21 protein-coding genes are annotated in these 23,115 nt (G+C 61.7%); 9 read left to right on the top strand and 12 right to left on the bottom strand.

Annotated elements, in window-relative coordinates:
- Positions 1 to 87: 87 nt before the first annotated feature.
- From rho to ACZRMO_RS06875, 3 genes are all read right to left on the bottom strand, one after another.
- Complete coding sequence (gene rho / locus ACZRMO_RS06885; protein ID WP_016973082.1) at positions 88 to 1,347, bottom strand: transcription termination factor Rho; 1,260 nt, start codon at positions 1,345 to 1,347, stop codon at positions 88 to 90.
- 234 nt (positions 1,348 to 1,581) lie between these two features.
- On the bottom strand, positions 1,582 to 1,911 hold the full coding sequence (gene trxA, locus ACZRMO_RS06880) for a thioredoxin TrxA (RefSeq protein WP_017736946.1): 330 nt from the start codon (positions 1,909 to 1,911) through the stop codon (positions 1,582 to 1,584).
- A gap of 108 nt (positions 1,912 to 2,019) precedes the next feature.
- Positions 2,020 to 2,715: a FadR/GntR family transcriptional regulator gene (locus ACZRMO_RS06875; RefSeq protein ID WP_124526858.1), complete on the bottom strand. Its 696-nt coding sequence runs from the start codon at positions 2,713 to 2,715 to the stop codon at positions 2,020 to 2,022.
- Between the two features lie 262 nt (positions 2,716 to 2,977).
- On the opposite strand from ACZRMO_RS06875, the gene ACZRMO_RS06870 reads away from it, so the two are divergent.
- From ACZRMO_RS06870 to ACZRMO_RS06855, 4 genes are read left to right on the top strand one after another with little or no spacing between them, the layout of a single operon-like run.
- A complete protein-coding gene (locus tag ACZRMO_RS06870; protein ID WP_463972340.1) occupies positions 2,978 to 3,763 on the top strand; it encodes a transporter substrate-binding domain-containing protein in 786 nt (261 codons plus the stop codon).
- A 14-nt stretch (positions 3,764 to 3,777) separates the two neighbouring features.
- Positions 3,778 to 4,446 carry an amino acid ABC transporter permease gene (locus ACZRMO_RS06865; RefSeq protein ID WP_017736949.1) on the top strand — a complete coding sequence of 223 codons (669 nt, stop codon included), beginning with the start codon at positions 3,778 to 3,780 and terminating at the stop codon, positions 4,444 to 4,446.
- Complete coding sequence (locus tag ACZRMO_RS06860) at positions 4,443 to 5,093, top strand: amino acid ABC transporter permease (RefSeq protein ID WP_429474736.1); 651 nt, start codon at positions 4,443 to 4,445, stop codon at positions 5,091 to 5,093. The genes ACZRMO_RS06865 and ACZRMO_RS06860 overlap by 4 nt, the downstream gene beginning before the upstream one ends.
- Positions 5,080 to 5,817, top strand: coding sequence for an amino acid ABC transporter ATP-binding protein (locus ACZRMO_RS06855; protein ID WP_124526861.1), 738 nt, complete (start codon positions 5,080 to 5,082; stop codon positions 5,815 to 5,817). Before ACZRMO_RS06860 ends, ACZRMO_RS06855 begins: the two co-directional genes overlap by 14 nt.
- On the opposite strand, the gene ACZRMO_RS06850 is transcribed toward ACZRMO_RS06855, so the two are convergent.
- The 4 genes from ACZRMO_RS06850 to ACZRMO_RS06835 form a co-directional block, all read right to left on the bottom strand.
- Positions 5,798 to 6,337 (bottom strand): DUF1120 domain-containing protein, encoded by a 540-nt coding sequence (locus ACZRMO_RS06850; RefSeq protein WP_124526862.1) that lies wholly within the window; start codon positions 6,335 to 6,337, stop codon positions 5,798 to 5,800. The genes ACZRMO_RS06855 and ACZRMO_RS06850 overlap by 20 nt on opposite strands.
- Complete coding sequence (locus ACZRMO_RS06845) at positions 6,327 to 8,822, bottom strand: fimbria/pilus outer membrane usher protein (RefSeq protein WP_463972339.1); 2,496 nt, start codon at positions 8,820 to 8,822, stop codon at positions 6,327 to 6,329. Before ACZRMO_RS06845 ends, ACZRMO_RS06850 begins: the two co-directional genes overlap by 11 nt.
- Positions 8,823 to 8,829: 7 nt before the next feature.
- Entirely contained in the window at positions 8,830 to 9,519 is a 690-nt protein-coding gene (locus ACZRMO_RS06840; protein WP_463972491.1) for a fimbria/pilus chaperone family protein, read from the bottom strand.
- Between the two features lie 131 nt (positions 9,520 to 9,650).
- Positions 9,651 to 10,307, bottom strand: a complete 657-nt coding sequence (locus ACZRMO_RS06835; protein ID WP_463972338.1) for a DUF1120 domain-containing protein — start codon at positions 10,305 to 10,307, stop codon at positions 9,651 to 9,653.
- Positions 10,308 to 10,756: 449 nt separating this feature from the next.
- On the opposite strand from ACZRMO_RS06835, the gene ppx reads away from it, so the two are divergent.
- Positions 10,757 to 12,259: an exopolyphosphatase gene (gene ppx / locus ACZRMO_RS06830; RefSeq protein WP_017736956.1), complete on the top strand. Its 1,503-nt coding sequence runs from the start codon at positions 10,757 to 10,759 to the stop codon at positions 12,257 to 12,259.
- A gap of 163 nt (positions 12,260 to 12,422) precedes the next feature.
- Here the strand turns inward: ppx and ppk1 are convergent, their stop codons facing one another.
- Both ppk1 and hemB read right to left on the bottom strand, forming a co-directional pair.
- Positions 12,423 to 14,645 (bottom strand): polyphosphate kinase 1, encoded by a 2,223-nt coding sequence (gene ppk1 / locus ACZRMO_RS06825; protein WP_463972337.1) that lies wholly within the window; start codon positions 14,643 to 14,645, stop codon positions 12,423 to 12,425.
- 18 nt (positions 14,646 to 14,663) lie between these two features.
- On the bottom strand, positions 14,664 to 15,677 hold the full coding sequence (gene hemB / locus ACZRMO_RS06820) for a porphobilinogen synthase (protein ID WP_463972336.1): 1,014 nt from the start codon (positions 15,675 to 15,677) through the stop codon (positions 14,664 to 14,666).
- A 209-nt stretch (positions 15,678 to 15,886) separates the two neighbouring features.
- On the opposite strand from hemB, the gene ACZRMO_RS06815 reads away from it, so the two are divergent.
- The gene (locus ACZRMO_RS06815) at positions 15,887 to 16,522 is read left to right on the top strand and encodes a DedA family protein (protein WP_463972335.1); all 636 of its coding nucleotides are present in this window, start codon (positions 15,887 to 15,889) and stop codon (positions 16,520 to 16,522) included.
- Here ACZRMO_RS06815 and ACZRMO_RS06810 read toward each other — a convergent pair.
- Positions 16,503 to 17,738, bottom strand: coding sequence for a sterol desaturase family protein (locus ACZRMO_RS06810; protein WP_463972334.1), 1,236 nt, complete (start codon positions 17,736 to 17,738; stop codon positions 16,503 to 16,505). The genes ACZRMO_RS06815 and ACZRMO_RS06810 overlap by 20 nt on opposite strands.
- A gap of 116 nt (positions 17,739 to 17,854) precedes the next feature.
- Here ACZRMO_RS06810 and elbB point away from each other — a divergent pair, with 116 nt between their 5' ends.
- Positions 17,855 to 18,520, top strand: a complete 666-nt coding sequence (gene elbB / locus ACZRMO_RS06805) for an isoprenoid biosynthesis glyoxalase ElbB (RefSeq protein WP_463972333.1) — start codon at positions 17,855 to 17,857, stop codon at positions 18,518 to 18,520.
- Here elbB and ACZRMO_RS06800 read toward each other — a convergent pair.
- Together ACZRMO_RS06800 and ACZRMO_RS06795 are read right to left on the bottom strand one after the other, a co-directional pair.
- Positions 18,517 to 18,972, bottom strand: coding sequence for a YaiI/YqxD family protein (locus ACZRMO_RS06800; protein WP_124526870.1), 456 nt, complete (start codon positions 18,970 to 18,972; stop codon positions 18,517 to 18,519). The two genes, elbB and ACZRMO_RS06800, sit on opposite strands and share 4 nt — an antisense overlap.
- Before the next feature lie 202 nt (positions 18,973 to 19,174).
- A complete protein-coding gene (locus ACZRMO_RS06795; protein ID WP_463972332.1) occupies positions 19,175 to 21,070 on the bottom strand; it encodes an FTR1 family protein in 1,896 nt (631 codons plus the stop codon).
- 257 nt (positions 21,071 to 21,327) lie between these two features.
- Between ACZRMO_RS06795 and ACZRMO_RS06790 the strand changes: the two genes are divergently transcribed.
- Together ACZRMO_RS06790 and ACZRMO_RS06785 are read left to right on the top strand one after the other, a co-directional pair.
- Complete coding sequence (locus tag ACZRMO_RS06790; RefSeq protein ID WP_463972331.1) at positions 21,328 to 22,716, top strand: COG3014 family protein; 1,389 nt, start codon at positions 21,328 to 21,330, stop codon at positions 22,714 to 22,716.
- Positions 22,717 to 22,732: 16 nt separating this feature from the next.
- Positions 22,733 to 23,104, top strand: a complete 372-nt coding sequence (locus tag ACZRMO_RS06785) for a YcfL family putative periplasmic lipoprotein (protein WP_017530843.1) — start codon at positions 22,733 to 22,735, stop codon at positions 23,102 to 23,104.
- Positions 23,105 to 23,115: the final 11 nt, after the last annotated feature.

The following is a 23,115-nucleotide window of genomic DNA, read 5'->3' as shown; positions in this document are numbered from 1 at the left end:
GGTATTTGGCTGCCGGGCGCTGAAAAAGCGGGCGCAAAAAAAATGGCGCCCCTGAGGGCGCCATTCTTTAGGACCTGAAACGCGGTATTACTTGCGCTTCATCGACAGGAAGAACTCGTCGTTGGTCTTGGTGGTTTTCAGCTTGTCGACCAGGAACTCGATGGCAGCGACTTCGTCCATCGGGTGCAGCAGCTTGCGCAGGATCCACATGCGCTGCAGTTCGTCGTCGGCGGTCAGCAACTCTTCGCGGCGGGTGCCGGAACGGTTGATGTTGATCGCCGGGAACACGCGTTTTTCCGCGATGCGACGGTCCAGGGGCAGTTCCATGTTGCCGGTACCCTTGAACTCTTCGTAGATCACTTCGTCCATCTTCGAACCGGTTTCAACCAGTGCAGTGGCGATAATGGTCAGCGAGCCGCCTTCTTCGATGTTCCGCGCGGCGCCGAAGAAACGCTTCGGTTTCTCCAGAGCGTGGGCATCGACACCACCGGTCAAGACCTTGCCGGAGCTCGGGATCACGGTGTTGTAGGCACGGGCCAGACGGGTGATGGAGTCGAGCAGGATCACCACGTCTTTTTTGTGTTCGACCAGGCGCTTGGCCTTCTCGATCACCATTTCGGCAACCTGCACGTGGCGGGTTGGCGGCTCATCGAACGTCGAGGCAACCACTTCGCCGCGCACGGTGCGCTGCATTTCGGTCACTTCTTCCGGACGCTCATCGATCAACAGCACGATCAGGTGAACTTCAGGATTGTTACGCGCGATGTTCGCTGCAATGTTCTGCAGCATGATGGTCTTACCGGCTTTCGGCGGTGCGACGATCAGGCCACGCTGGCCCTTGCCGATCGGGGCGCACAGGTCGATCACACGACCGGTCAAGTCTTCGGTGGAACCGTTGCCGGCTTCCATCTTCATGCGCACGGTCGGGAACAGCGGAGTCAGGTTCTCGAAGAGAATCTTGTTCTTCGCGTTCTCAGGACGATCGAAGTTGATCGTGTCGACCTTGAGCAGGGCGAAATAACGCTCGCCTTCCTTTGGAGGGCGGATCTTGCCAACGATGGTGTCACCGGTGCGCAAGTTGAAGCGACGGATCTGGCTCGGCGAGACGTAAATGTCGTCTGGGCCGGCGAGATAGGAGGCGTCAGCAGAGCGGAGGAAGCCGAAGCCGTCCTGGAGAATCTCCAGCACGCCATCACCGGAGATTTCCTCGCCGCTTTTCGCGTGCTTTTTCAGCAGGGAGAAAATCACGTCCTGCTTGCGCGAACGGGCCATATTTTCTATGCCCATTTCTTCGGCCAGCTGGAGCAGGTCGGTAATCGGCTTTTGCTTGAGTTCAGTCAGATTCATATAGGAATGACGTAATCATTTATGGAGGGGGGAAATTAAGCTTTTGGCTTAATGAGGCCGCGCCGCAGAGAAGGCGACAGGATCGCGTACTAATCGAAAAGGAGTGCGTCGGCGACGGCATGCAGGGGGCAGTGGAGAAACCAGTGCGGGGCCGAATGTACCACCTGAGTTTCGGAGCGTCTAGCCCTGTTTCACGAAAAAGCCCCGCAATTTGCGGGGCTTTTTTGACGACGTTTAGATGTTCGCGTCGAGGAAAGCTTGCAGCTGGGACTTCGACAGTGCGCCTACTTTAGTGGCTGCAACGTCACCATCCTTGAACAGCATCAGCGTCGGGATACCACGCACGCCGTGCTTGGCCGGGGTTTCCTGGTTGTCGTCGATGTTCAGCTTGGCAATGGTCAGCTTGCCTTCGTAAGCAGTCGCAATGTCGTCCAGAACAGGCGCGATCATTTTGCAAGGGCCGCACCATTCAGCCCAGTAGTCAACCAGCACCGGGCCAGCAGCCTTGAGTACTTCGGCCTCAAAGGTCGCGTCGGTGACGTGCTTGATAAGATCGTTGCTCATGGATGTCTCCGGTTTGTAAGCAAAAAAAACGTGGCCCATCATAGCCGCCCTTCCACCGTTCAGGAAGCCGCCTCTGATTGAGTCTTGCTATGACCGGTATAGCCCAACTCAGGGCGTTACGGGCGTGACGAAGGCAATCCCGGTGCGCAGCGCGGCATTGCGCACGTGTTCCTGCATGGTTTTCTGCGCTGCGGCACTGGCACGCCGGGCCAGGGCGCGCAGGATCTTGCGGTGTTCCTGCCAGGTTTCCATGGCCCGTTCCGGCCGGATGAACGGTAGTTTCTGGCTCTCCAGGAACACCTCGGCACTGGCGCTGAGGATGCTCACCATCGCCTGGTTACCGCTGGCCAGCAGGATGCGCTGGTGGAATTCGAAGTCCAGCCGCGCAGCCGCTTCAAAGTCGCCCGCCTTGAGCACCTTGCGCATCGCCTCGACATTATCCTCAAGGCTGTCCAGTTCAGCCGTGCTCAGCGTCACCGCCGCCAACCCCGCTGCAAAACCTTCAAGGGCGTAGCGCAACTGGAAGATGTCCAACGGCGTGGCCTGCGCCGCAAAGGGCCAGGCAAACCCCGGCGCCTCGTCGGTCGCCTGCACAAACACGCCTTTGCCCGGCTGCACGCTGACCACGCCCAAGGCGCTCAATGACGACAGCGCCTCGCGCAACGACGCCCGGCTCACCCCCAACTGCACCGCCAGATCGCGCTGGGAGGGCAATGCATCGCCCGGTCCGAAGCCTTGCTCCTTGATGAGTTTGCGAATGGCCTGCAGGGCCGCTTCCGGTACGGCTTGGGCGATGGAATTCATAAAAAACTCAAGGTTCCAGTCAACTGAGTGACTAGTTGTAAAGCTATTCGCAACGGGCGGCAAGCCACGCCCCAAAGGGGCTCGCGGGGTTTTCGCGGCGCTCGATAAAGGTGCGAAAAATGCGCCCACTGTTCAGACCAGTAAGACCACCTCAACTCAACAAAACCCTGGGTTACAGCCAATCCTGCGGGTCATGGCATGGGCTGTGCAATCACCCCATGAGCCAAATCCAGTAAATCCCTTCGCCCCCCGGAGAGTTGCCATGACCAAGCGCTACAGCGCCCTGCTCACTGCCCTGTTTGCCAGCCTGATGCTGAGCCAGGCACCCGCCCAGGCCAACGGTCTGGACGATATCGTCGCCCGTGGCACCCTCAAGGTTGCCGTACCCCAGGATTTTCCGCCTTTCGGCTCAGTCGGCCCGGACATGAAGCCGCGCGGCCTGGACATCGACACCGCCAAGCTGTTGGCCGAGCAGCTCAAGGTCAAGCTGGAACTGACGCCGGTGAACAGCACCAACCGCATCCCCTTCCTGACCACCGGCAAGGTTGACCTGGTGATCTCCAGCCTGGGCAAAAACGCCGAGCGGGAGAAGGTCATCGACTTCTCCAAGGCCTACGCGCCGTTCTACCTGGCGGTGTTCGGCCCGCCTGATGCGCCTATCACCGGCCTCGATGACCTCAAAGGCAAGACCATCAGCGTGACCCGTGGCGCCATCGAAGACATCGAGCTGACCGCTGTTGCGCCCAAGGAAGCCACGATCAAGCGCTTCGAAGACAACAACTCCACCATCGCCGCGTACCTCGCCGGCCAGGTCGATCTGATCGCCAGTGGCAACGTGGTGATGGTGGCGATCAGCGAACGCAGCCCGAAACGCGTGCCCGCGCTGAAAGTGAAACTCAAGGACTCGCCGGTGTACGTGGGCGTGAACAAGAACGAGCCGGCGCTGCTGGAGAAGGTCAACCAGATCCTGGTGTCCGCCAAGGCCGACGGCAGCCTGGAAAAGAACGCGCTGCAATGGCTCAAAGAGCCACTGCCGGCTGACCTCTGAAGCGGAGCTGACCCATGGCCTATCAATTCGACTTTGTGCCGGTGCTGGCCAATACCGACCTGCTGTTGCGCGGCGCACTGTTCACCCTTGAGCTGACGGCCATCGGCGCCATCCTCGGCGTCGCATTGGGCACCGTCGGCGCCGTGGTGCGGGCGTGGAAGATCCAGCCGTTCGCCTGGTTCTTTGGCGTGTACGTCGAGTTGATCCGCAACACGCCGTTCCTGGTGCAGCTGTTTTTCATCTTCTTCGGCCTGCCGTCCCTGGGGTTGAAGATTACCGAGTGGCAAGCCGCCGTGCTGGCGATGGTGATCAACCTCGGAGCCTACTCCACCGAGATCATCCGCGCCGGCATCCAGGCCATCCCGCGCGGGCAGCTGGAAGCCGCGGCGGCGCTGGCGATGACACGCTTCGAAGCGTTCCGCCATGTGGTGCTGCTGCCGGCACTGGGCAAGGTGTGGCCGGCCCTGAGCAGCCAGATCATCATCGTCATGCTCGGCTCGGCGGTGTGTTCACAGATCGCCACCGAAGAGCTGAGTTTTGCCGCCAACTTTATCCAGTCGCGCAACTTCCGCGCCTTTGAAACCTACGCCCTGACCACCCTGGTGTACCTGTGCATGGCATTGATGATTCGCCAACTGCTCAACTGGATCGGCCGCCGCTTCGTGATGAGGAATAGCCGATGAGTGATTTTTCGTTCTGGGACATCGTGCGTAACCTGCTCACCGGCCTGCAATGGACGCTGTTGTTGTCGCTGGTGGCGTTTATCGGCGGCGGCGTGATCGGCTTGCTGGTGATGACGATGCGCATCAGCAGCAAGGCCTTTGCGCGCAATGTCGCGCGCACCTATATCGAACTGTTCCAGGGCACGCCGTTGTTGATGCAGCTGTTCCTGGTGTTTTTCGGTATCGCCCTGCTCGGTGTGGATATTTCGCCATGGCTCGCCGCTGCGATTGCCCTGACCCTGTTTACCAGCGCCTACCTCGCCGAAATCTGGCGCGGCTGCGTCGACTCCATCGCCCATGGGCAATGGGAAGCCTCGGCCAGCCTGGCGCTGAACCCGCTGGAGCAACTGCGCTACGTGATCCTGCCCCAGGCCCTGCGCATTGCCGTGGCGCCCACCGTGGGCTTCTCGGTGCAGGTGGTCAAAGGCACCGCCGTGACCTCGATCATCGGCTTCACCGAACTGACCAAGACCGGCGGCATGCTCGCCAACGCCACCTTCGAGCCCTTTATGGTCTACGGCCTGGTGGCCCTTGGTTACTTTTTGCTCTGCTACCCCTTGTCCCTCAGTGCGCGCTACCTGGAAAGGAGACTGCATGCCTCTGCTTAGAATTTCCGCCCTGCATAAGTATTACGGCGATCACCATGTACTCAAGGGCATCGACCTGACGGTTGAAGAAGGCCAGGTGGTGGCAATCATCGGCCGCAGCGGCTCGGGCAAGTCCACCTTGCTGCGCACCCTCAATGGCCTGGAATCCATCAACGACGGTGTGATCGAAGTCGACGGTGAATACCTCGACGCCGCCCGCGCCGACCTGCGCAGCCTGCGGCAGAAAGTCGGCATGGTGTTCCAACAGTTCAACCTGTTCCCCCACCTGACCGTCGGCGAAAATGTGATGCTCGCGCCGCAAGTCGTACAGAAAGTGCCCAAGGCCAAGGCAGCCCAGTTGGCCAAGCAAATGCTGGAGCGCGTAGGCCTGGGTGAGAAGTTCGACGCCTTCCCTGATCGCTTGTCCGGTGGCCAGCAGCAACGCGTGGCGATTGCACGCGCCCTGGCCATGTCACCCAAAGTGCTGCTGTGCGACGAAATCACCTCGGCCCTCGACCCGGAACTGGTCAACGAGGTGCTGAGCGTGGTGCGCCAGCTGGCCAAGGACGGCATGACCCTGATCATGGTGACCCACGAAATGCGCTTTGCCCGGGAAGTCGGCGACAAGCTGGTGTTCATGCACCAGGGCAAGGTGCATGAAGTGGGTGACCCCAAGGTGTTGTTCGCCAACCCGCAAACCGCCGAGCTGGCCAACTTCATCGGTTCTACGGAGCAGCCGGGCTGACCAGTTCGAAACGGCCCTGCCCCTCCAGCTCCGCCTGATTGCGCACCTGCAAGGCGTCGGCGGGCAGCTCGGTGTCGATCTCGACCTGGGCCGTCAAGCGCCGACCGGTCACCGCCACACCGGCTGCTCGCGCGACCAACACCTGGCCCGGCAGCAGGCGCCCGCTGGCGGCGTCACCGGGCGAATAGGTGGCTGCCCACTCAACGGCGCGACCGTCCACCAGAGCCTGCTTGAGGCTCAAGCGGAAGCGCCCTTGTTGGCCAAAGCGAAAATCCTGCCCCTCGGCGGCACCCACGAATCGCAATGCCATCGTTGACGGCTCTGCGCACGCGACGCTCAGGTGCAGCGTGCGCGTGCCGAGCGCCACGGTGGGGCTTTCAAGCAATGCCAGCGGGCGAATAACGCCATAATCGATGCGCGACTGGCTCACCGACAATCGGCAGTTTTGCGCCCAAACGGCCTGAGGCAGCAATACTGCGCAGCACAATACAACGCCCATGCCTTTCAACTTAGCGGCCATGGCACACCGCCGATGCAGTCTCGTAGAACTTGTCATGGTCAGGCTTGGCCTCGGCGGAAAGGTTGAGCAAACAGGAGGAAGAATCCGGCATTGAAACCCGCAGGCTTTGCGCATCGTTGGCGTCGTTCAGGAAGATCATGCCCTCGCCCGCCACGCTCGTCAGGAAGCGATTGTCCGCGCCAAACACGGCAGCGCCCAGGGGCAGCGGCTGGCCCTGCCCATCGCTGGCGGTGAGCAACACGCGGCGCACCTTCACCACGTCGAAAGCCACGGTATTCACCGACCCCCGACCGGCATTGAGCACCCGGGTGCCGTTCTTCAAATCCACGTGGCGCGGCAACGACTGGGTTTGCACCGCGATGCGGCTGCTGGTGTAGGCCGGCAAGCCCGGGATCACTGCCTGACCGCTGAAGTCGGTCCACACCGGGCCTTGCGGGGTGTCGATAGTTGCGGCGCCAATATCTCCTACCGAGGCGATGCCGAATGTGTCTTGCACGGTGTACGGCGAGAAGGTCACCCCGCCGCCGTGGGCCACGACTCCGCCCTGCAACTGCCCGTTGTAGCGGGTGCCCAGCGGGTCGCGGCTGACGCCCAGGCCGACCCGGGTATAACGCGGCATCAGGTCCAACTGGCCACGCATCGATTGTTCCCGGTTGCTGAGGTCGCGCTCGATGCCCACTTCGTAATTCACATACTGATTCACCCGTTCGGTGAGTGCTGTGCCGGCGCGGGACTGGTCCCCACGGCGGCTGACATAGCTGTTCACGCGACGATCCCCGCCCAGGGGCACGCTGACCTGCAGCCGCAGGGACAGGTCATTATCCTGGGCTTCATCGCGCCTGCTGCCAGTATGTGTGGCGTCACGGCGCGCCCGGGAGCCACCCACCTGCGAGTCGGCGATCAACCCAACATCGGCGTGGCGCAACGATTTGCTCCACGAAGCGAACACATGTTCGGCCGCTCGCCCATCAAACTGCGCGCTATGGCTATAGCCCACGGAAAACGCACCCAGTGTCGGATCGACCCAGCTTACGCCCGCCGTATATTGGTTTTTGAAACGCGAATCCAGTTCGCCGGCCTTGAACGAGCGGCCCGCTTCAAGCACCTCGCGGTACCCTCTGGATTGAGTGGTTGCGCTGAGGCTGAGGTCGACGCTGGCCGACACCGGGCTGCTCAAGGAAACACTGCTGCGCCCTCCGGACACGGCGTTGCGACGGTCTCGGGAGAGGTTATGACGCGCCCCCACAGACACCCGCTGGAAAAAAACGCTGCTCAGCGTGCCACCTGCCGACCAGTAGTCATCGGTGCTCAACAAGCCAAAGCCCGCAGACGAGTCACGCCCCAAACCCCAGGTGCCACTGCCCATGGCGACAACCGGCGACAGCGCCTCCCCATAGGTACTCTCACGCACCTTGCCAAGGGAGAAGTAATAACCCGGCGCCGCCGGCGCTGCCCCCGCGAACGAAGCCGCCGGCACCACGAAGCTGCGCTTGGCGCCCCGCACATCGATCACGCTGACTTCAAGGTCACTGGTGCCATTGAGCAACGGTAATCCCGTCAGCCTGAAAGGGCCTTCGGGCACCAGCGTGCTGTGGATCAACACGCCGGATTGGCGTACTTCGATCCGCGACTGGCTCTGGGCCAGGCCTTCCACCACCGCATTGTTGCTGCCCTGGGGCACTCGCGATTGACCGTCCGGGGAAAACTGCACCCCAGACAACTGGATGCCACCAAACAACGGGTTGTTGCTGGAGAGCTGGCCCACCTGGAAAGTCGATTGCAACGCAGCCATGTCCCGCTGCGCATAGGCATACAGGTGCTCAGTGCTGCTCGCGCCATTGTCAGACAGGTAGTACTGGCGGCTGCGTACAATCCAGTCACCAAGGTTGAAGCCCGCCTCGGTATAGGCCGACACAAACCGGCTGGACTCACTACCGGACCGACCGTCGAACCCCAGCACGTCATAATTGAACAGCGCGGCGGCCCCGCCCCGGGCAAAGTCCCCGCTCTCCCATTGCGGCGCGAGCAGTGACTGCGTCGGTACTACCAGCGCGACCTCATCGCTGCCCGGCCGCAGCCGCACCATCGTCGTCGGGAAAGCGCCGAGAAAGTCATGGCAGGTCTGGTCCGCAGTGGCGCCCTCATGGGCGATTGTGCCGGGTTTGACCAACCCGGCCTTCTGCAGCAGCCCCGGGGTAAAGCACAACTGCCCCTGCGCATCGAAGCGCGCGTCCACCAACCCGAGCGGGTTGCCATTGACCCGCAGCCCCACCACATGCACGCCTTCGCGAAAACGCGCGGCATGGCGAAAGTAGTCGGAAACCTTTGGGTCAATACCGTGGGTAGTGAGTGCCGCGAGGTCGAAGCCTTCGCCCAGTTCCAGCGCGGTTACCAGGCCAGGCAGGCTCCACAGCGTCGCAAACCCCACAAGCAGTGTGGATCGCTGGGGCCGAGTCACAGGCCTGTTGTTCGAGAGATTTGCCATGGGTCATTCAGCTCCCATCCGCATGGATCGGAGCGCGGTAGTTGTCGGCCGAGAACCCGTAGGTCGTCGCCGGCTGGATCTCGACCTCGGTCAAAGCGCCCAAAGCCCCTTCAACCGTCACCGCCAGCACTTCTCCCGGCAAGATGTAGGTGCGTGGCAACGTCGCCGCGCCCCGCTGTGGAAGCAACAGCAACTCCGACGCCAGGCGCACCACATAGGCACTGTCGTTGTGCACCGAGAGCCGTTCCCCTGCGCGCCGCCACTTCAGCAACTCCCAGGGGGTGTGATGCACAGGCAGGCCTTGTGGGTGCAGGATCAGCGGCAAGTTCTGGCGCAGGGTGATACCAATGGTCGCACCGCCTGCGGTGCGCGCCTGGGGGATGCCTTCGAAGGACACGCGCTTCAACCGCTGGGTCTTCAATGGCGCCTTCAGCGTGCTGATGAAGCGCACCAGCTGGGTTTCACCCGCTTCCACCCGCGTAATGGGCGGTGTCACGATCAATAGCGGCTCCACATCCTCGGGCACGTTCTGCACGACTGAATGAAGCAGCGCCGGCGCTGCATCGGTATTCTTGATATTTATCGTGGCCTCGCCCTGTTCTTCGTAAAGTACGACCACCGTGGTTTCCGGCAACATGCCATCCGCCACTGCACTGCCGAAAAACCCAAGATACAAACTTGCATACAACAGCCACACATAATTTATTACTGAAAGTCTGCGCACTCAGCATTCCCCACAACCCTTAAGTTGACGACCGACAACCAGGCGCCCACATAAAAACAGCCGACAAGAAACAAATAGCTTCTGATCGGCTGTACTTCAGTCGCTTAGATGTAACTCAGTTCAAGTGTCGCGCGCCCGTCAAGGGTCACGTCACGGCTCAGGTCAAGGTCCTGGGCTTTGTTGATAACCGCCCTGACCACGATAGTCCCGGTCAACTGAGCGACCGAGGCCGGCACGGCGGTCGCACCACTGCGCCACGAATGCTGACTGGGTGACTGAGCAACCTTGCCGTCGCTGGTCTGCCAGGCACCGGTGCCTACCCGGACAATGGGATACAGCGTCCCACCAGACGACCTGAGATCCCTGAGGGTGACCGAGAAACCACCGGTCTTGCGGCCGGAGACAATGCCCAGACCAAAGTTGTGCGCCTCGGTGTAGCCTGGACCGAACGCACTGAGGATGCCCGGCACCTTGCTGGCCGCCTGCAGGTCAACGAATTTCAGACCGAACTTGGCAGGGGAGGTACCGCAGCTGACGTTCAGGGGCGTGGTTCTCTCGGTCAGCGGATTGAAGGCAGTCGGGAGCAATTGACCCGAAGGGATATCCCCGTAATTGACAATGCCACCACCGGTCATGCTGAGGTTGCAGGCGGCGGGCTTGATCGTGCCCCTGACAATCAACTCGGCACTGGTAGTGGCATGGGCGTTGAGGGCCGCCGCCAAGCAAGCGATACCGAGGGTCAATCCAACAATTTTTTTCATATTCGACCTGTCACTAAAAGTTAGTCAGGCGTATTTATTTTGCTTCGAACATGTAAACACATAAATAAATAACGCCACGGCAAAATCGCCGAGTGACAGTCTGTCGTCTTGGCACACACTTAAAGAATCAGACAACACGTCAATAATTGTGGGAGCCGTAAAATAAAGTAGCCCCACCAATACAAAAGCAAGGTAGTCCAGAACAAAAAAACCGAACCAACTCTCCTACTTCATCCGTAGGATTATTCAGGAACAATTTCACAAAGTTACATAGTTAAGCGGTCCTACAACATCAAAGGCTTTATTCCGAAGCAACTTAAAAACCCCACTGACATTTCATACAGGAACGCCCCACAGACAGCCTCAGCGCAATTCCCGAAGCACAACGCGTTGGCGCCAGCGGTCGATCGTGGCACGATGGCAAGGTTATCGACCGAGACCCCCAAACCATGCCGCAATCCCAAGCCAAGAATCTGTCCCTGATCGCCGCCATCGACCTGGGCTCCAACAGCTTTCACATGGTCGTGGCCAAGGCCCAGAACGGTGAGATCCGCATCCTTGAGCGGCTCGGCGAGAAAGTACAACTGGCTGCCGGGATCGACGACGAGCGCCAGCTCAATGAAGAGTCCATGCAGCGCGGCCTCGATTGCCTCAAGCGGTTTGCCCAACTGATCAACGGCATGCCCCTGGGCGCCGTACGCATCGTCGGCACCAACGCCCTGCGCGAAGCGCGCAACCGTGGCGAGTTCATCCGCCGCGCCGAGGAGATCCTCGGGCACCCGGTAGAAGTCATCTCCGGCCGTGAAGAAGCGCGCCTGATCTACCTCGGCGTGTCCCACACCCTGGCCGATACCCCGGGCAAGCGCCTGGTCGCCGACATCGGCGGCGGCAGTACCGAATTCATCATTGGCCAGCGTTTCGAGCCATTGCTGCGCGAAAGCCTGCAAATGGGCTGCGTCAGCTACACCCAGCGCTACTTCAAGGACGGCAAGATCACCCCGGCGCGCTACGCCCAGGCCTATACGGCGGCGCGGCTGGAAATCATGAGCATCGAGCACGCCCTGCACCGCCTGACGTGGGATGAGGCCATCGGCTCATCCGGCACCATCCGCGCCATCGGCCTGGCCCTCAAGGCCGGCGGCCATGGCACCGGCGAAGTGAATGCCGAAGGCCTGGCATGGCTCAAGCGCAAGCTGTTCAAGCTGGGTGATGCGGAGAAAATCGACTTCGACGGCATCAAGCCTGACCGTCGCACCATTTTCCCGGCGGGCCTGGCGATTCTCGAAGCGATCTTCGACGCCCTCGAACTGCAACGCATGGACCACTGTGACGGCGCCCTGCGTGAAGGCGTGCTCTACGACCTGCTCGGCCGCCATCACCACGAAGACGTGCGCGAGCGCACCCTCAGCTCGCTGATGGAGCGTTACCACGTCGATCTGGAACAAGCAGCCCGGGTGGAACGCAAAGCCCTGCACGCCTTCGACCAAGTGGCCGAGGACTGGGACCTGGAAGACGGCGTATGGCGCGAACTGCTCGGCTGGGCAGCCAAGGTGCATGAAGTGGGCCTGGATATCGCCCACTACCATTACCACAAGCACGGCGCCTACCTGATAGAGCACTCCGACCTCGCCGGCTTCTCCCGCGAAGACCAACAAATGCTAGCTCTGTTGGTGCGCGGCCATCGCCGCAATATTCCCAAGGACAAGTTTGCCGAGTTCGGCGATGAAGGCAGCAAGCTGATCCGCCTGTGCGTACTGCTGCGCTTCGCGATTCTGTTCCACCACATCCGTGGCACCCAGGAAATGCCCCAGGTGACCCTGCGCGCCAACGGCGATAGCCTGGACGTGGTGTTCCCCAAAGGCTGGCTGGATGAGAACCAACTGACCCAGGCGGACTTCGCCCAGGAAGCGGAGTGGCTGACGCGGGTTGGGTTCACGCTGAACGTGCGCTAAAGCGCTCTAAAGAACACTGCAAAAACAAATGTGGGAGCGGGCTTGCTGTGGCGAGGGAGCTTGCTCCCGCTGGGCTGCGTAGCAGTCCCAAAGATCTTGGGAGCGCTGCGCACTCCAGCGGGAGCAAGCTCCCTCGCCACAAGAGCCCGCTCCCACACCAGGTTTAGTTCACAGTGAGGATCGGGCTACCCAACCGCTCCAACAACGTCGCCTGCGCACTGCGCGGGTTCTGGTTGCCGGTTGGCGTGTTGCGCACGTAGCGGCCGTCCGATTGCAGGCTCCAGCTGTGGGTGTTGTCGGTGAGGTAGCTTTCCAGCTCCTTCTTGACGCGCATGATCAGCTTCTTGCCTTCCACCGGGAAGCAGGTCTCCACACGCTTGTCGAGGTTGCGCTCCATCCAGTCGGCGCTGGAGAGGAACATCTGCTCTTCGCCGCCATTGAGGAAGTAGAACACCCGCGTGTGCTCCAGGAAGCGGCCGATGATCGAGCGCACATGGATGTTGTGCGACACGCCGACAATGCCCGGACGCAGGCAGCACATGCCACGCACCACCAGGTCGATGCGCACGCCGGACTGGCTGGCCTTGTACAGCGCGCGGATGATCTTCGGATCGGTCAGCGAGTTGAATTTGGCGATGATGTGCGCCGGTTTGCCGTCGAGGGCGAACTGGGTCTCGCGGGCAATCATGTCGAGCATGCCCTTCTTGAGGGTGAACGGCGCGTGCAGCAGCTTCTTCATGCGCAGGGTCTTGCCCATGCCGATCAGCTGGCTGAACAACTTGCCGACGTCCTCGCACAAGGCGTCGTCGGACGTCAGCAGGCTGTAGTCGGTGTAGAGCTTGGCGTTGCCGGCGTGGTAGTTGCCGGTGCCCAAGTGGGCGTAGCGTACGATCTCACCGGCTTCGCGGCGCAGGATCAGCATCATCTTGGCGTGGGTCTTGAAGCCGACCACGCCGTAGATCACCACCGCGCCCGCCGCTTGCAGGCGGCTGGCCAGTTGCAGGTTGGACTCTTCGTCAAACCGCGCGCGCAGCTCGATCACTGCGGTGACTTCCTTGCCGTTACGCGCGGCATCCACCAACGCATCGACGATTTCCGAGTTGGCGCCGGAGCGGTACAGGGTCTGGCGTACAGCCAATACGTGCGGGTCCTTGGCGGCCTGGCGCAGCAGGTCGACCACCGGGGTGAAGGACTCGAACGGGTGCAACAGCAGGATGTCCTGCTTGCTCACCACGCTGAAGATGTTCTCGCTGTTTTGCAGCAGTTTCGGGATCTGCGGAGTGAACGGCGTGTATTGCAGCTCCGGGTGGCTGTCCAGGCCGGTGATGCTGAACAGGCGCGTCAGGTTCACCGGGCCGTTGACTTGGTACAGCTCGGACTCTGCCAGGTTGAACTGCTTGAGCAGGTAGTCGGACAGGTGTTTCGGGCAGGTATCTGCCACTTCCAGACGCACCGCATCACCGTAGCGCCGCGAGAACAGCTCGCCGCGCAGGGCGCGGGCCAAGTCTTCGACGTCTTCGGAGTCCAGCGCCAGGTCGGCGTTTCGGGTCAGGCGGAACTGGTAGCAGCCTTTTACCTTCATGCCCTGGAACAGGTCATCGGCGTGGGCGTGGATCATCGACGAGAGGAATACATAGTTGTCGCCAGCGCCCCCCACCTCTTCCGGTACCTTGATGATCCGTGGCAACAGACGCGGCGCCGGGATGATCGCCAGGCCCGAATCGCGACCGAAGGCGTCGATGCCTTCCAGCTCGACGATAAAGTTGAGGCTCTTGTTCACCAGTAACGGGAACGGGTGCGTCGGGTCGAGGCCGATCGGGGTGATGATCGGTGAAATCTCGTCGCGGAAGTAGCGGCGCACCCAGGTCTTGATCTTGGTGGTCCAGTGGCGACGACGGATGAAGCGGACCTGATGTTTTTCCAGTTCCGGCAGCAGGATGTCGTTGAGGATCGCGTATTGGCGGTCAACATGGCCGTGTACCAGCTCGCTGATGCGCGCCAGGGCTTGATGGGGTTGCAGGCCGTCGGCGCCGGCTTGTTCACGGGCGAAGGTGATCTGTTTCTTGAGGCCGGCGACACGGATCTCGAAGAACTCGTCCAGGTTGCTGGAGAAGATCAGCAGGAACTTCAGCCGTTCCAGCAACGGGTAGGACTCATCCAGCGCCTGTTCCAGCACGCGGATGTTGAATTGCAGTTGTGACAGCTCGCGGTGGATGTACAGGCTGCTGTCATCCAGGTTGGTCACCGCGACCACCGGTGCCGGTGCTGGCACTTCGGCCACCACGGCAGGCGGCGCTGGCTCCAGCTCTGGCGGGGTCTCGGTGACTTGTTCAACCACCGGCTGAGCGTCTTTTACGGCAACTTCTGTGAGTCCTTCGGTATTCATCGAGTGTTCCTGTGAGGGCTATTGTTGCTCTCTAAGCAATTGGGCAGCGCGGGCGGCGAAGTAAGTCAGAATGCCATCAGCGCCGGCACGTTTAAAGGCAGTCAGGGATTCAAGGATCACCCCTTCACTCAACCAACCATTCTGGATCGCGGCCATGTGCATGGCGTATTCACCGCTGACCTGATAGACAAAGGTCGGCACTTTGAATTCCTCTTTGACCCGGTAAAGGATGTCCAGGTACGGCATCCCGGGTTTGACCATCACCATGTCGGCGCCTTCGGCCAGGTCGGCCGCCACTTCGTGCAGGGCTTCCTGGCTGTTGGCCGGGTCCATCTGGTACGAGGCCTTGTTGGCCTTGCCCAGGTTCAGCGCCGAACCCACCGCATCGCGGAACGGGCCGTAATAGGCGCTGGCGTACTTGGCCGAGTAGGCCATGATCCGCACATTGACGTGGCCGGCCAGTTCCAGGGCTTCGCGAATCGCCTGGATGCGGCCGTCCATCATGTCCGACGGTGCAACCACCTGGGCACCCGCCGCCGCGTGGGACAAGGCTTGCTTGACCAGCGCATCGACGGTGATGTCGTTCTGAACATAGCCTTCTCTGTCCAGAATGCCATCCTGGCCGTGAGTGGTGAACGGGTCCAGCGCCACGTCGGTGATCACCCCCAGCTCGGGGAACCGCTCGCGCAGGGCGCGGGTGGCGCGCTGGGCGATACCCTCCGGGTTCCAGGCTTCGGCGGCGTCGAGGGACTTGAGTTCAGGCGGCGTAACCGGGAACAGCGCCAGCGCCGGAATGCCCAACTCGACCCAGCCTGCCGCTTCGATCAGCAGTTGATCGATGGTCAAGCGCTCTACACCCGGCATCGAGGCGACCGCTTCCCGGCGATTTTCGCCGTCGAGCACAAACACCGGCAGGATCAGATCATTCGTCGTCAGCACGTTTTCACGGACCAGGCGGCGAGAAAAATCATCACGACGATTGCGACGCAGACGGGTAGCGGGGAACAGGCGATTGGCAGGGGTAAAGCTCACGACAGACTCCTGAGCCCGCGTTTACGGGCGAGCGTTGCAGTTATAAGCGGGCATTATGACGAATGAATGACAGTTGTGCTTATCGGTGCGACCTGTAGCCGCATTCGCGGTTTATGTAGGAATTGTTCACTTCGTGACACATCTCGATACTTTCACGAATGTTCACGAAGGCGTAGGCTGCGCGTTCATTTCGCCAGCACCCCCAGACCATGCTTCAACAATTTCTGCATGACTTCGGCTACTTTGCGCTCTTCCTGGGCACCTTCTTTGAAGGCGAGACCATCCTGGTTCTCGCAGGCTTCCTGGCGTTCCGTGGGTACATGGATATCAACCTGGTGGTGGTCGTTGCCTTTTTTGGCAGCTACGCCGGCGACCAGCTTTGGTATTACATGGGCCGCAAACACGGGCGCAAATTGTTGGCACGCAAGCCCCGCTGGCAACTGATGGGCGACAAGGCCCTGGGGCATATCCGCAAGCATCCGGATCTCTGGGTGTTGAGCTTCCGCTTCGTTTACGGACTGCGCACGGTCATGCCGGTAGCGATTGGCCTTTCCGGCTATCCACCCTTACGCTACCTGATTCTCAACGGAATTGGCGCGGCGATCTGGGCAGCCGCACTGGGCGCGGCCGCTTATCACTTCGGCGCGGTGCTGGAAGGCATGCTGGGCAGCATCAAGAAGTACGAGCTGTGGGTGCTGGGCGCCTTGCTGGTACTGGGCTTCGGCCTGTGGCTGCGCCGCCGCATCAAGAACGCGCGCATCGCCCGCGAGGCGTGTGCCGACGCCAAGGCCCGGCTCGCCGCCGAGCCGGCCCCGGTCGAAGCGGCTAAGACGCCAGTCGAGTAAGCCGGCTTCTACAGCAGTAGAGGCCGATCACGCTGAGCAGGCTGTAGCTCAGCAGGCCCAGCCAGCCCAGGTTGCTGGCTGGCCACAGCCCCACCTGCGGGGCCAGCCACACCAGCGGCACGTTCAGCGCCAACCGCGCCAGTTCCGCCTTCAACGCCCACGGGCGGTTCTCCAGGGCCACGCCCAAGGTAAACAAACCCAGCGCCATCGCACTCCAACCCAGGATCAACGCGGCGGTGGGCAAACCCTCGCCGAAATTCATCAGGTAGCTGCCAAAGCCCACATACGCGGCAAATTGCAGGGCGATGTACACCTGCTGGCGCACATCCAGCGCCACCTCGAACTTACGGAACTGACTCAAGTCGTGCTTGGCCAACGGGTACTTGGCCTTCACATCCGCCGGGCGCCAGCCGGTGCGCATGAACCAGATACGCAGCTTGTCCCACCAACGCTCGGTGCGCCGCGCATCACTCCATAGCTGTGCATAAAACTGCAGGTTGGCCCACAGCGGGTTCCAACTGGCCAGGGGCGTGGTCACGCCGAAAATCACCGGCTCATTGTCGTCTTCTTCCTGGAAGGTGCCGAACAACCGGTCCCAAATAATGAACACCCCGCCGTAGTTGCGATCCATGTAGAGAGCGTTCTGCGCATGGTGCGCGCGATGATTGGACGGCGTGACGAAGAACCACTCGTACCAGCCCAGCTTGGGCACATGGCGCGTGTGCACCCAGAATTGATACAGCAGGTTAAGGGAGGCCACGCTGATAAACACCACCAGCGGCACGCCGACCACGGCCAGCGGCAGGTAGAAGATCCAGCTCAGCAGGAAGCCGGTGCTGGTCTGGCGCAGGGCGGTGCTGAGGTTATAGTCCTCGCTTTGGTGATGCACCGAGTGCGCGGCCCAGAGGATGTTGCGCTCGTGCCCCATGCGGTGCAGCCAGTAGTAGCAGAAGTCGTAGAAGACAAAGGCGAACACCCAGGTCCAGGGGTTCTGGGCAGGCAATTCAAACAGCGCCAGGTGCTTGAGGGCGAAGGCGTAGGTCAGCAGGCCCACGCCCTTGGTCAACAGCCCCGTGGTGGTGGACAGCACACCGGTGCTGAGACTGTTGATGGCATCTGCCACCCGATAGTTGCGCTCGCCGCGCCAGCGGTCGGCGAGCAGCTCCACCACGATCAAGGCGATGAAAAACGGTACCGCGTAAGGCACGAAGTCCATGGGCTAGTCCGGTCTATTTTTGTTACATCTAGAGTAGGTGTAGCGGCGCAAGAGCCCATTGGCAACAGGTGACAAATTAGTAGACATTTAACGCCATGAACCCAGGAGAAATGCCCATGAGCAAAAAGATTGCAGTGATCCTTTCCGGCTGTGGCGTGTACGACGGCGCCGAGGTCCACGAAAGCGTGATCACCCTGCTGCGCCTGGACCAGCGCGGCGCTCAGGTCCAATGTTTTGCCCCCGACATTGCGCAACTGCACGTGATCAACCACCTTACCGGCGAGGAGATGCCCGAGACCCGCAACGTGCTGGTGGAATCGGCGCGCATCGCCCGTGGCGAGGTGAAGGACATTGGCCAAGCCAACGCCGACGACTTCGATGCGCTGATCGTGCCGGGTGGGTTTGGGGCAGCGAAGAACCTGTCCACCTTTGCCGTGGAGGGCGCTGGGTGCAGCGTCAACCCGCAGGTGTTGGAACTCGCCGAAGCCTTTGCCGAAGCGGGCAAGCCAGTGGGGCTGATCTGCATCTCCCCTGCCCTGGCCGCGAAGATCTACGGCCCCGGCGTGACCTGCACCATCGGCAACTGCGCCGACACGGCGGCGGCGCTGGACAAGATGGGCGCCACCCACCAGGAATGCGCGGTGGACGATATCGTTGAAGACAAGGCGCGCAAGCTGGTGAGCACACCGGCCTATATGGTGGGCAAGAGCATCAGCGAGGTGGCTTCAGGCATCAACAAGCTGGTGGATCGGGTGTTGGAGTTGACCCACGAGAACGACTAACCGGCCCGCATCAATCGGGTCAGGATACGGTCCAGGGCATTGGCAAATGCCTGCTTGTCCTTCTCGCCATGGGGCGGTGGCCCGCCGCCCATCTGGCCCTGTTCGCGCAGATCGGTGAACAGGTTGCGCACCGCCAGGCGTTCACTCATGTTCGCCGGACTGAACTCCTTGCCCCGAGGATCGAGGGCGGTGACGCCCTTCTTCACCAGGCGATCGGCCAGCGGCACATCGCTGCAAATCACCAACTCGCCTGGCACGGCGTGCTCAACCAGGTAGTCGTCCGCCGCGTCCGGGCCGCTGGGCACCACGATCAGCTTTACGCATGAAAAGCTCGGCTTGATCTGGCTTTGCCCGGCCACCAACACCACTTCGAACTGGCGCTTGAGGGCGAACTTCACCACCTGGTCCTTGGCTGCCCGAGGGCAGGCGTCGGCATCGATCCATACGCGCATAGCTATTTTCCTCAAATCCAATGTGGGAGCGGGCAAGGCCACATGATCGTTCCCACGCTCTGCGTGGGAATGCATCCCTGGACGCTCTGCGTCCGTTCTTGAAGGCGTGACGCGGAGCGTCACCTGCGGCATTCCCACGCAGAGCGTGGGAACGATCAACCGCAATCGCGGGCAAGCCCGCTCCCACACTGACTGTGCCCGATTAAATAGTGACGCGACGCTTCTCGGCCAACCGGCTGCGGCCATACAACACCACAATCGCCAGGATCGCCACCGCCTGCGCACTCAACGAGTACGCATCGGCGTGAATCCCCAGCCAATCAAAGTCAAAGAACGCCACCGGCCGGGTGCCGAAGATCCCGGCTTCCTGCAACGCCTTCACGCCATGCCCGGCAAACACCACCGACAACGCGCACAACAGCGCCGCATTGATGCCGAAGAACAGCGCCAACGGCAGCTTCGCCGAGCCACGCAGGATCACCCACGCCAGGCCCACCAACAACACCAGCGCGGTTGCACCACCGGCCAACACCGCGTTGTGCCCGGCCGGGCCGGCTTGCAGCCACAGGGTTTCATAAAACAGGATCACTTCGAACAGCTCGCGGTACACCGAGAAGAACGCCAGCATCGCAAACCCGAAGCGCCCACCGCCGCCCACCAGGCTGCTCTTGATGTAGTCCTGCCACGCGGCGGCGTGGCGGCGGTCGTGCATCCACACGCCAAGCCATAGCACCATCACGCTGGCAAACAGCGCCGTGCAGCCTTCCAGCAGTTCACGCTGGGCGCCACTGACGTCAATGACATACGCCGCCAGCGCCCAGGTGGCCAAGCCCGCCAACAGCGCCAGGCCCCAGCCGACGTTGACACTGCGCACCGCCGACTGCTGGCCGGTGTTACGCAGGAACGCGAGGATCGCCGCCAGCACCAGAATCGCTTCCAGGCCTTCGCGCAGCAGGATCAGCAAACCGGAGATGTAACTCAGCGACCAGCTCAGGCCATCGCTGCCCAGCAAGCCGGCGGATTCAGTCAGCTTGCCCTTGGCCACATCCAGGCGCTGCTGCACTTGCTCGATCGGCAGCCCGTCCTGCAACGACTGCCGGTAGGCCATCAGGGCCTTCTCGGTGTCCTTGCGCACGTTGGCGTCGACGTTATCCAGGGAGCTTTCCACCAGCTCGAAGCCTTCCAGGTAGGCGGCGACAGACAAGTCGTAGGCCTGCTCGTGATCACCGTTGCGGAACGCCGCGAGGCTCTTGTCCAGGGTGCTCGCGGTGTAGTCGAGCAACTGCGCCGGGCCACGCTTGACCTGCGGCGGTTGCGCGCGCTGGGCGCGAAAGGTCGCGGCGGCCGCTGGGCCGCTGGCAGCCAGCACTTCATTCGGGGTCTGGCGGGCCAGGTCGGCGAGGTTGAACGGTTGCTCGCTCTTGGCCGCAGCCGGGTCGGCGGTGAAGCCGGCGATGTAGGTAGCCAGGTCCCAGCGCTGGCGGTCGTCCAGTTGGTCGGCAAAGGACGGCATGTCGGTGCCTTCGACGCCCAGGCCGAGGGTGTTGTAGATCGCATAAAGGCTCAGGCGATCCAGGCGCGTGGCGTCCGTCAGATTGGCGGGCGGCGGCGTCATGCCTGTGCCCGCCGGGCCATCACCAGCGCCGGCAGCGCCGTGACACACCGAGCACTGCTGGGCGTAAAGCGGCGCGCCACGCACTGGGTCGGGGGTGATCGCCGGGGCCTGGCTGACTTCATAGGCCACCGCCAGCTTTGCGCCCAACTGCCGGGCCTGATGGGCGACAGCCGCGCCGTCCGCATGGGCAGTGACCGCCGCCAGCAACTCATCGACGCCGGAGATCAACTCGGCGCGCTCGGGCTTGGCCGGCAAATCCGCCACCAACCCCTGCAAGACCCCAAGAAATTCGAGCTGCTCGCGGTACTCGGAATCATCGACAACCTTGCCCGCCTCCACCGTCGGCGGGTAGTCGGCGCCAATGTAGTCCAACAAATGCAGGGCTTGCGGCGCGCCCTCGGTCGTCGCGGCCAGCAGGGGGAAGCTGCACGACATCAACGCCGGCAGCATCAACCAGGCGAGAAAACGGAAGGGGGCAGTCATGAATGAATCTCAAAGGGAAATACGAAGTAACATATTGTTTAACGTTAAGCGCTTTGACTCAAGGCGTTAGTGATTTGACGCAGGGAATAGCGTCGCATCAGTGATGGCGCCCCCCTCTATCTTCCAGGCACAAAGCCATTGTTTTGCCAGCAACGGCGCCTATAATGCCGCGCCCTGTTATCGCGAAAGGGTCTTTGATTCCTCGTTTTAATGAGGAATTGGCACATCAGCTGGTTACGTTCAGGGAAGAAGTCTGCATGGCATTTCGCGCCGTTACCCCGCTTGCGCTCGCGGCGGTCACCTTGCTTTCGGGTTGCTCGATGTTTCGCAGCTACGACACCGAGCTGCAAGCCACCAACCAGCAGTTGGTCAGCGGCAATGTCGAGGGCGCACTGACCCTGCTGGAGAAGAACAACAGCGGCGAAGACAAGGACCTGCTGTATTTCTTCGAAAAGGGTGAATTGCTGCGGGCCAAGGGCGACCTCAGCGGCAGCCAGACCGCCTGGCGCAACGCCGACCTGCAAGTCTACAAGTGGGAAGAGTCGGTCAAGTTCGACAGCGAGCGCTACCTCGCCCAGTTCGGCAGTTTCCTTGCCAACGACAAGGTGCGTCGCTACGAAGGCTATGACTACGAAAAAGTCATGCTGACCACGCAAATGGCCCTGAACCTGCTGGCCCTGAACGACTTCGACGGCGCCCGCACCGAGATCAAGAAGACCCACGAACGCGAAGCGGTGATCGCCGACCTGCGCGACAAGGAATACCTCAAGCGCGAGAACGAAGCCGAACGCCAAGGCGTGACGACTCAGTTCAAGGACCTGCGTGGCTACCCCGTGGAGGCCCTGGACGCGCCGGAAGTGGTCGGCCTGAAGAACAGCTACCAAAGTGCGTTCAGCCATTACCTCGCCGGTTTCGTCTACGAAGCCCTCGGCGAAAAAGACCTGGCCGCCCCCGGCTACCGCAAGGCTGTCGAGTTGCGCCCCAACACGCCACTGCTGGAACAAGCCCTGCTCGACCTCGACAAAACCAGCCTCGTCACCGATGAAACCGACGTGCTGATCGTGGTGCAGAGTGGCCTGGCGCCGGCGCGTGATTCGATCCGACTGCCGCTGCCGATCCCGATCGACGGCCATCTGGTCATCACCCCGCTGTCGTTCCCGGTGATCAAGGCCGACACCTCCACCGCGCACTTCGCGCAGATCGGCGTCGATGGCCAGCAACAGAACCTCACGGCACTCAACAGCACCACCGCCATGTCGCGCCGCGCCCTGCGCGATGACATGCCGGGGATCATCCTGCGCACCACCGTGCGCGCCGTGACCCGTGGCGTGACGCAAAACAACCTGAACAAGACCAACCCCATGGCCGGGCTGGTGCTGGGCATTGCCTCGGCCGTCACCGAAGGCGCCGACACACGCACCTGGCGCACCCTGCCGGACCTGACCCAAGTCACGCGCCTGCGCCTCAAGCACGGCGAGCACCAGGTCAGCCTGCCCAACGCCCTGGGCGGCACGCGGGTCACCGTCAAGGCCGACCAGCGCTACCAAGTGATCACCCTGCGCGTGGTCGGCAACCAGGTGTTCGCCGGCGGCCTGGCGGCCCACGTAGTGCCAAGCCCGGCTACCCAGGCCATCGCCCTCAAATAACCTTAAGGAGCACGTTATGCGTCATTTCATCCTCGGCGCCCTGGCGCTGGTCCTGCTGGCCGGCTGCGCCACCCCGCCGCCGCCGGAACCTGGCAGCGCGGCGAGCAAAATCGTGGTGATGGGCAAGTTCAAGGGCATCGCCGTCGGCGCCATCCGCGTGGCGCGCGAGAACGGCTTCCTCACCGCCAAGGTGCAGCTGAGCAATATCACCAGCAGCAACCAGACGATGTATTACCGCTTCGCCTGGCTGGGGGCCGACGGCTTCCCGGTGGGCGACGAAGACACCTGGAAAGTGCTGAACCTGTACGCCAACCAGGCGACCTTCCTGCCAGCCATTGCCAACTTGCCTCAAGCGGCGGACTTCCGCCTTGAAGTGAAGACGCCTTGACGCCCGCCCCT

It is taken from the genome of Pseudomonas sp. B611 (assembly GCF_055407965.1).
Note: the sequence above shows the minus strand (reverse complement) of the source record. Positions and strands in the feature narration are given on the sequence as shown.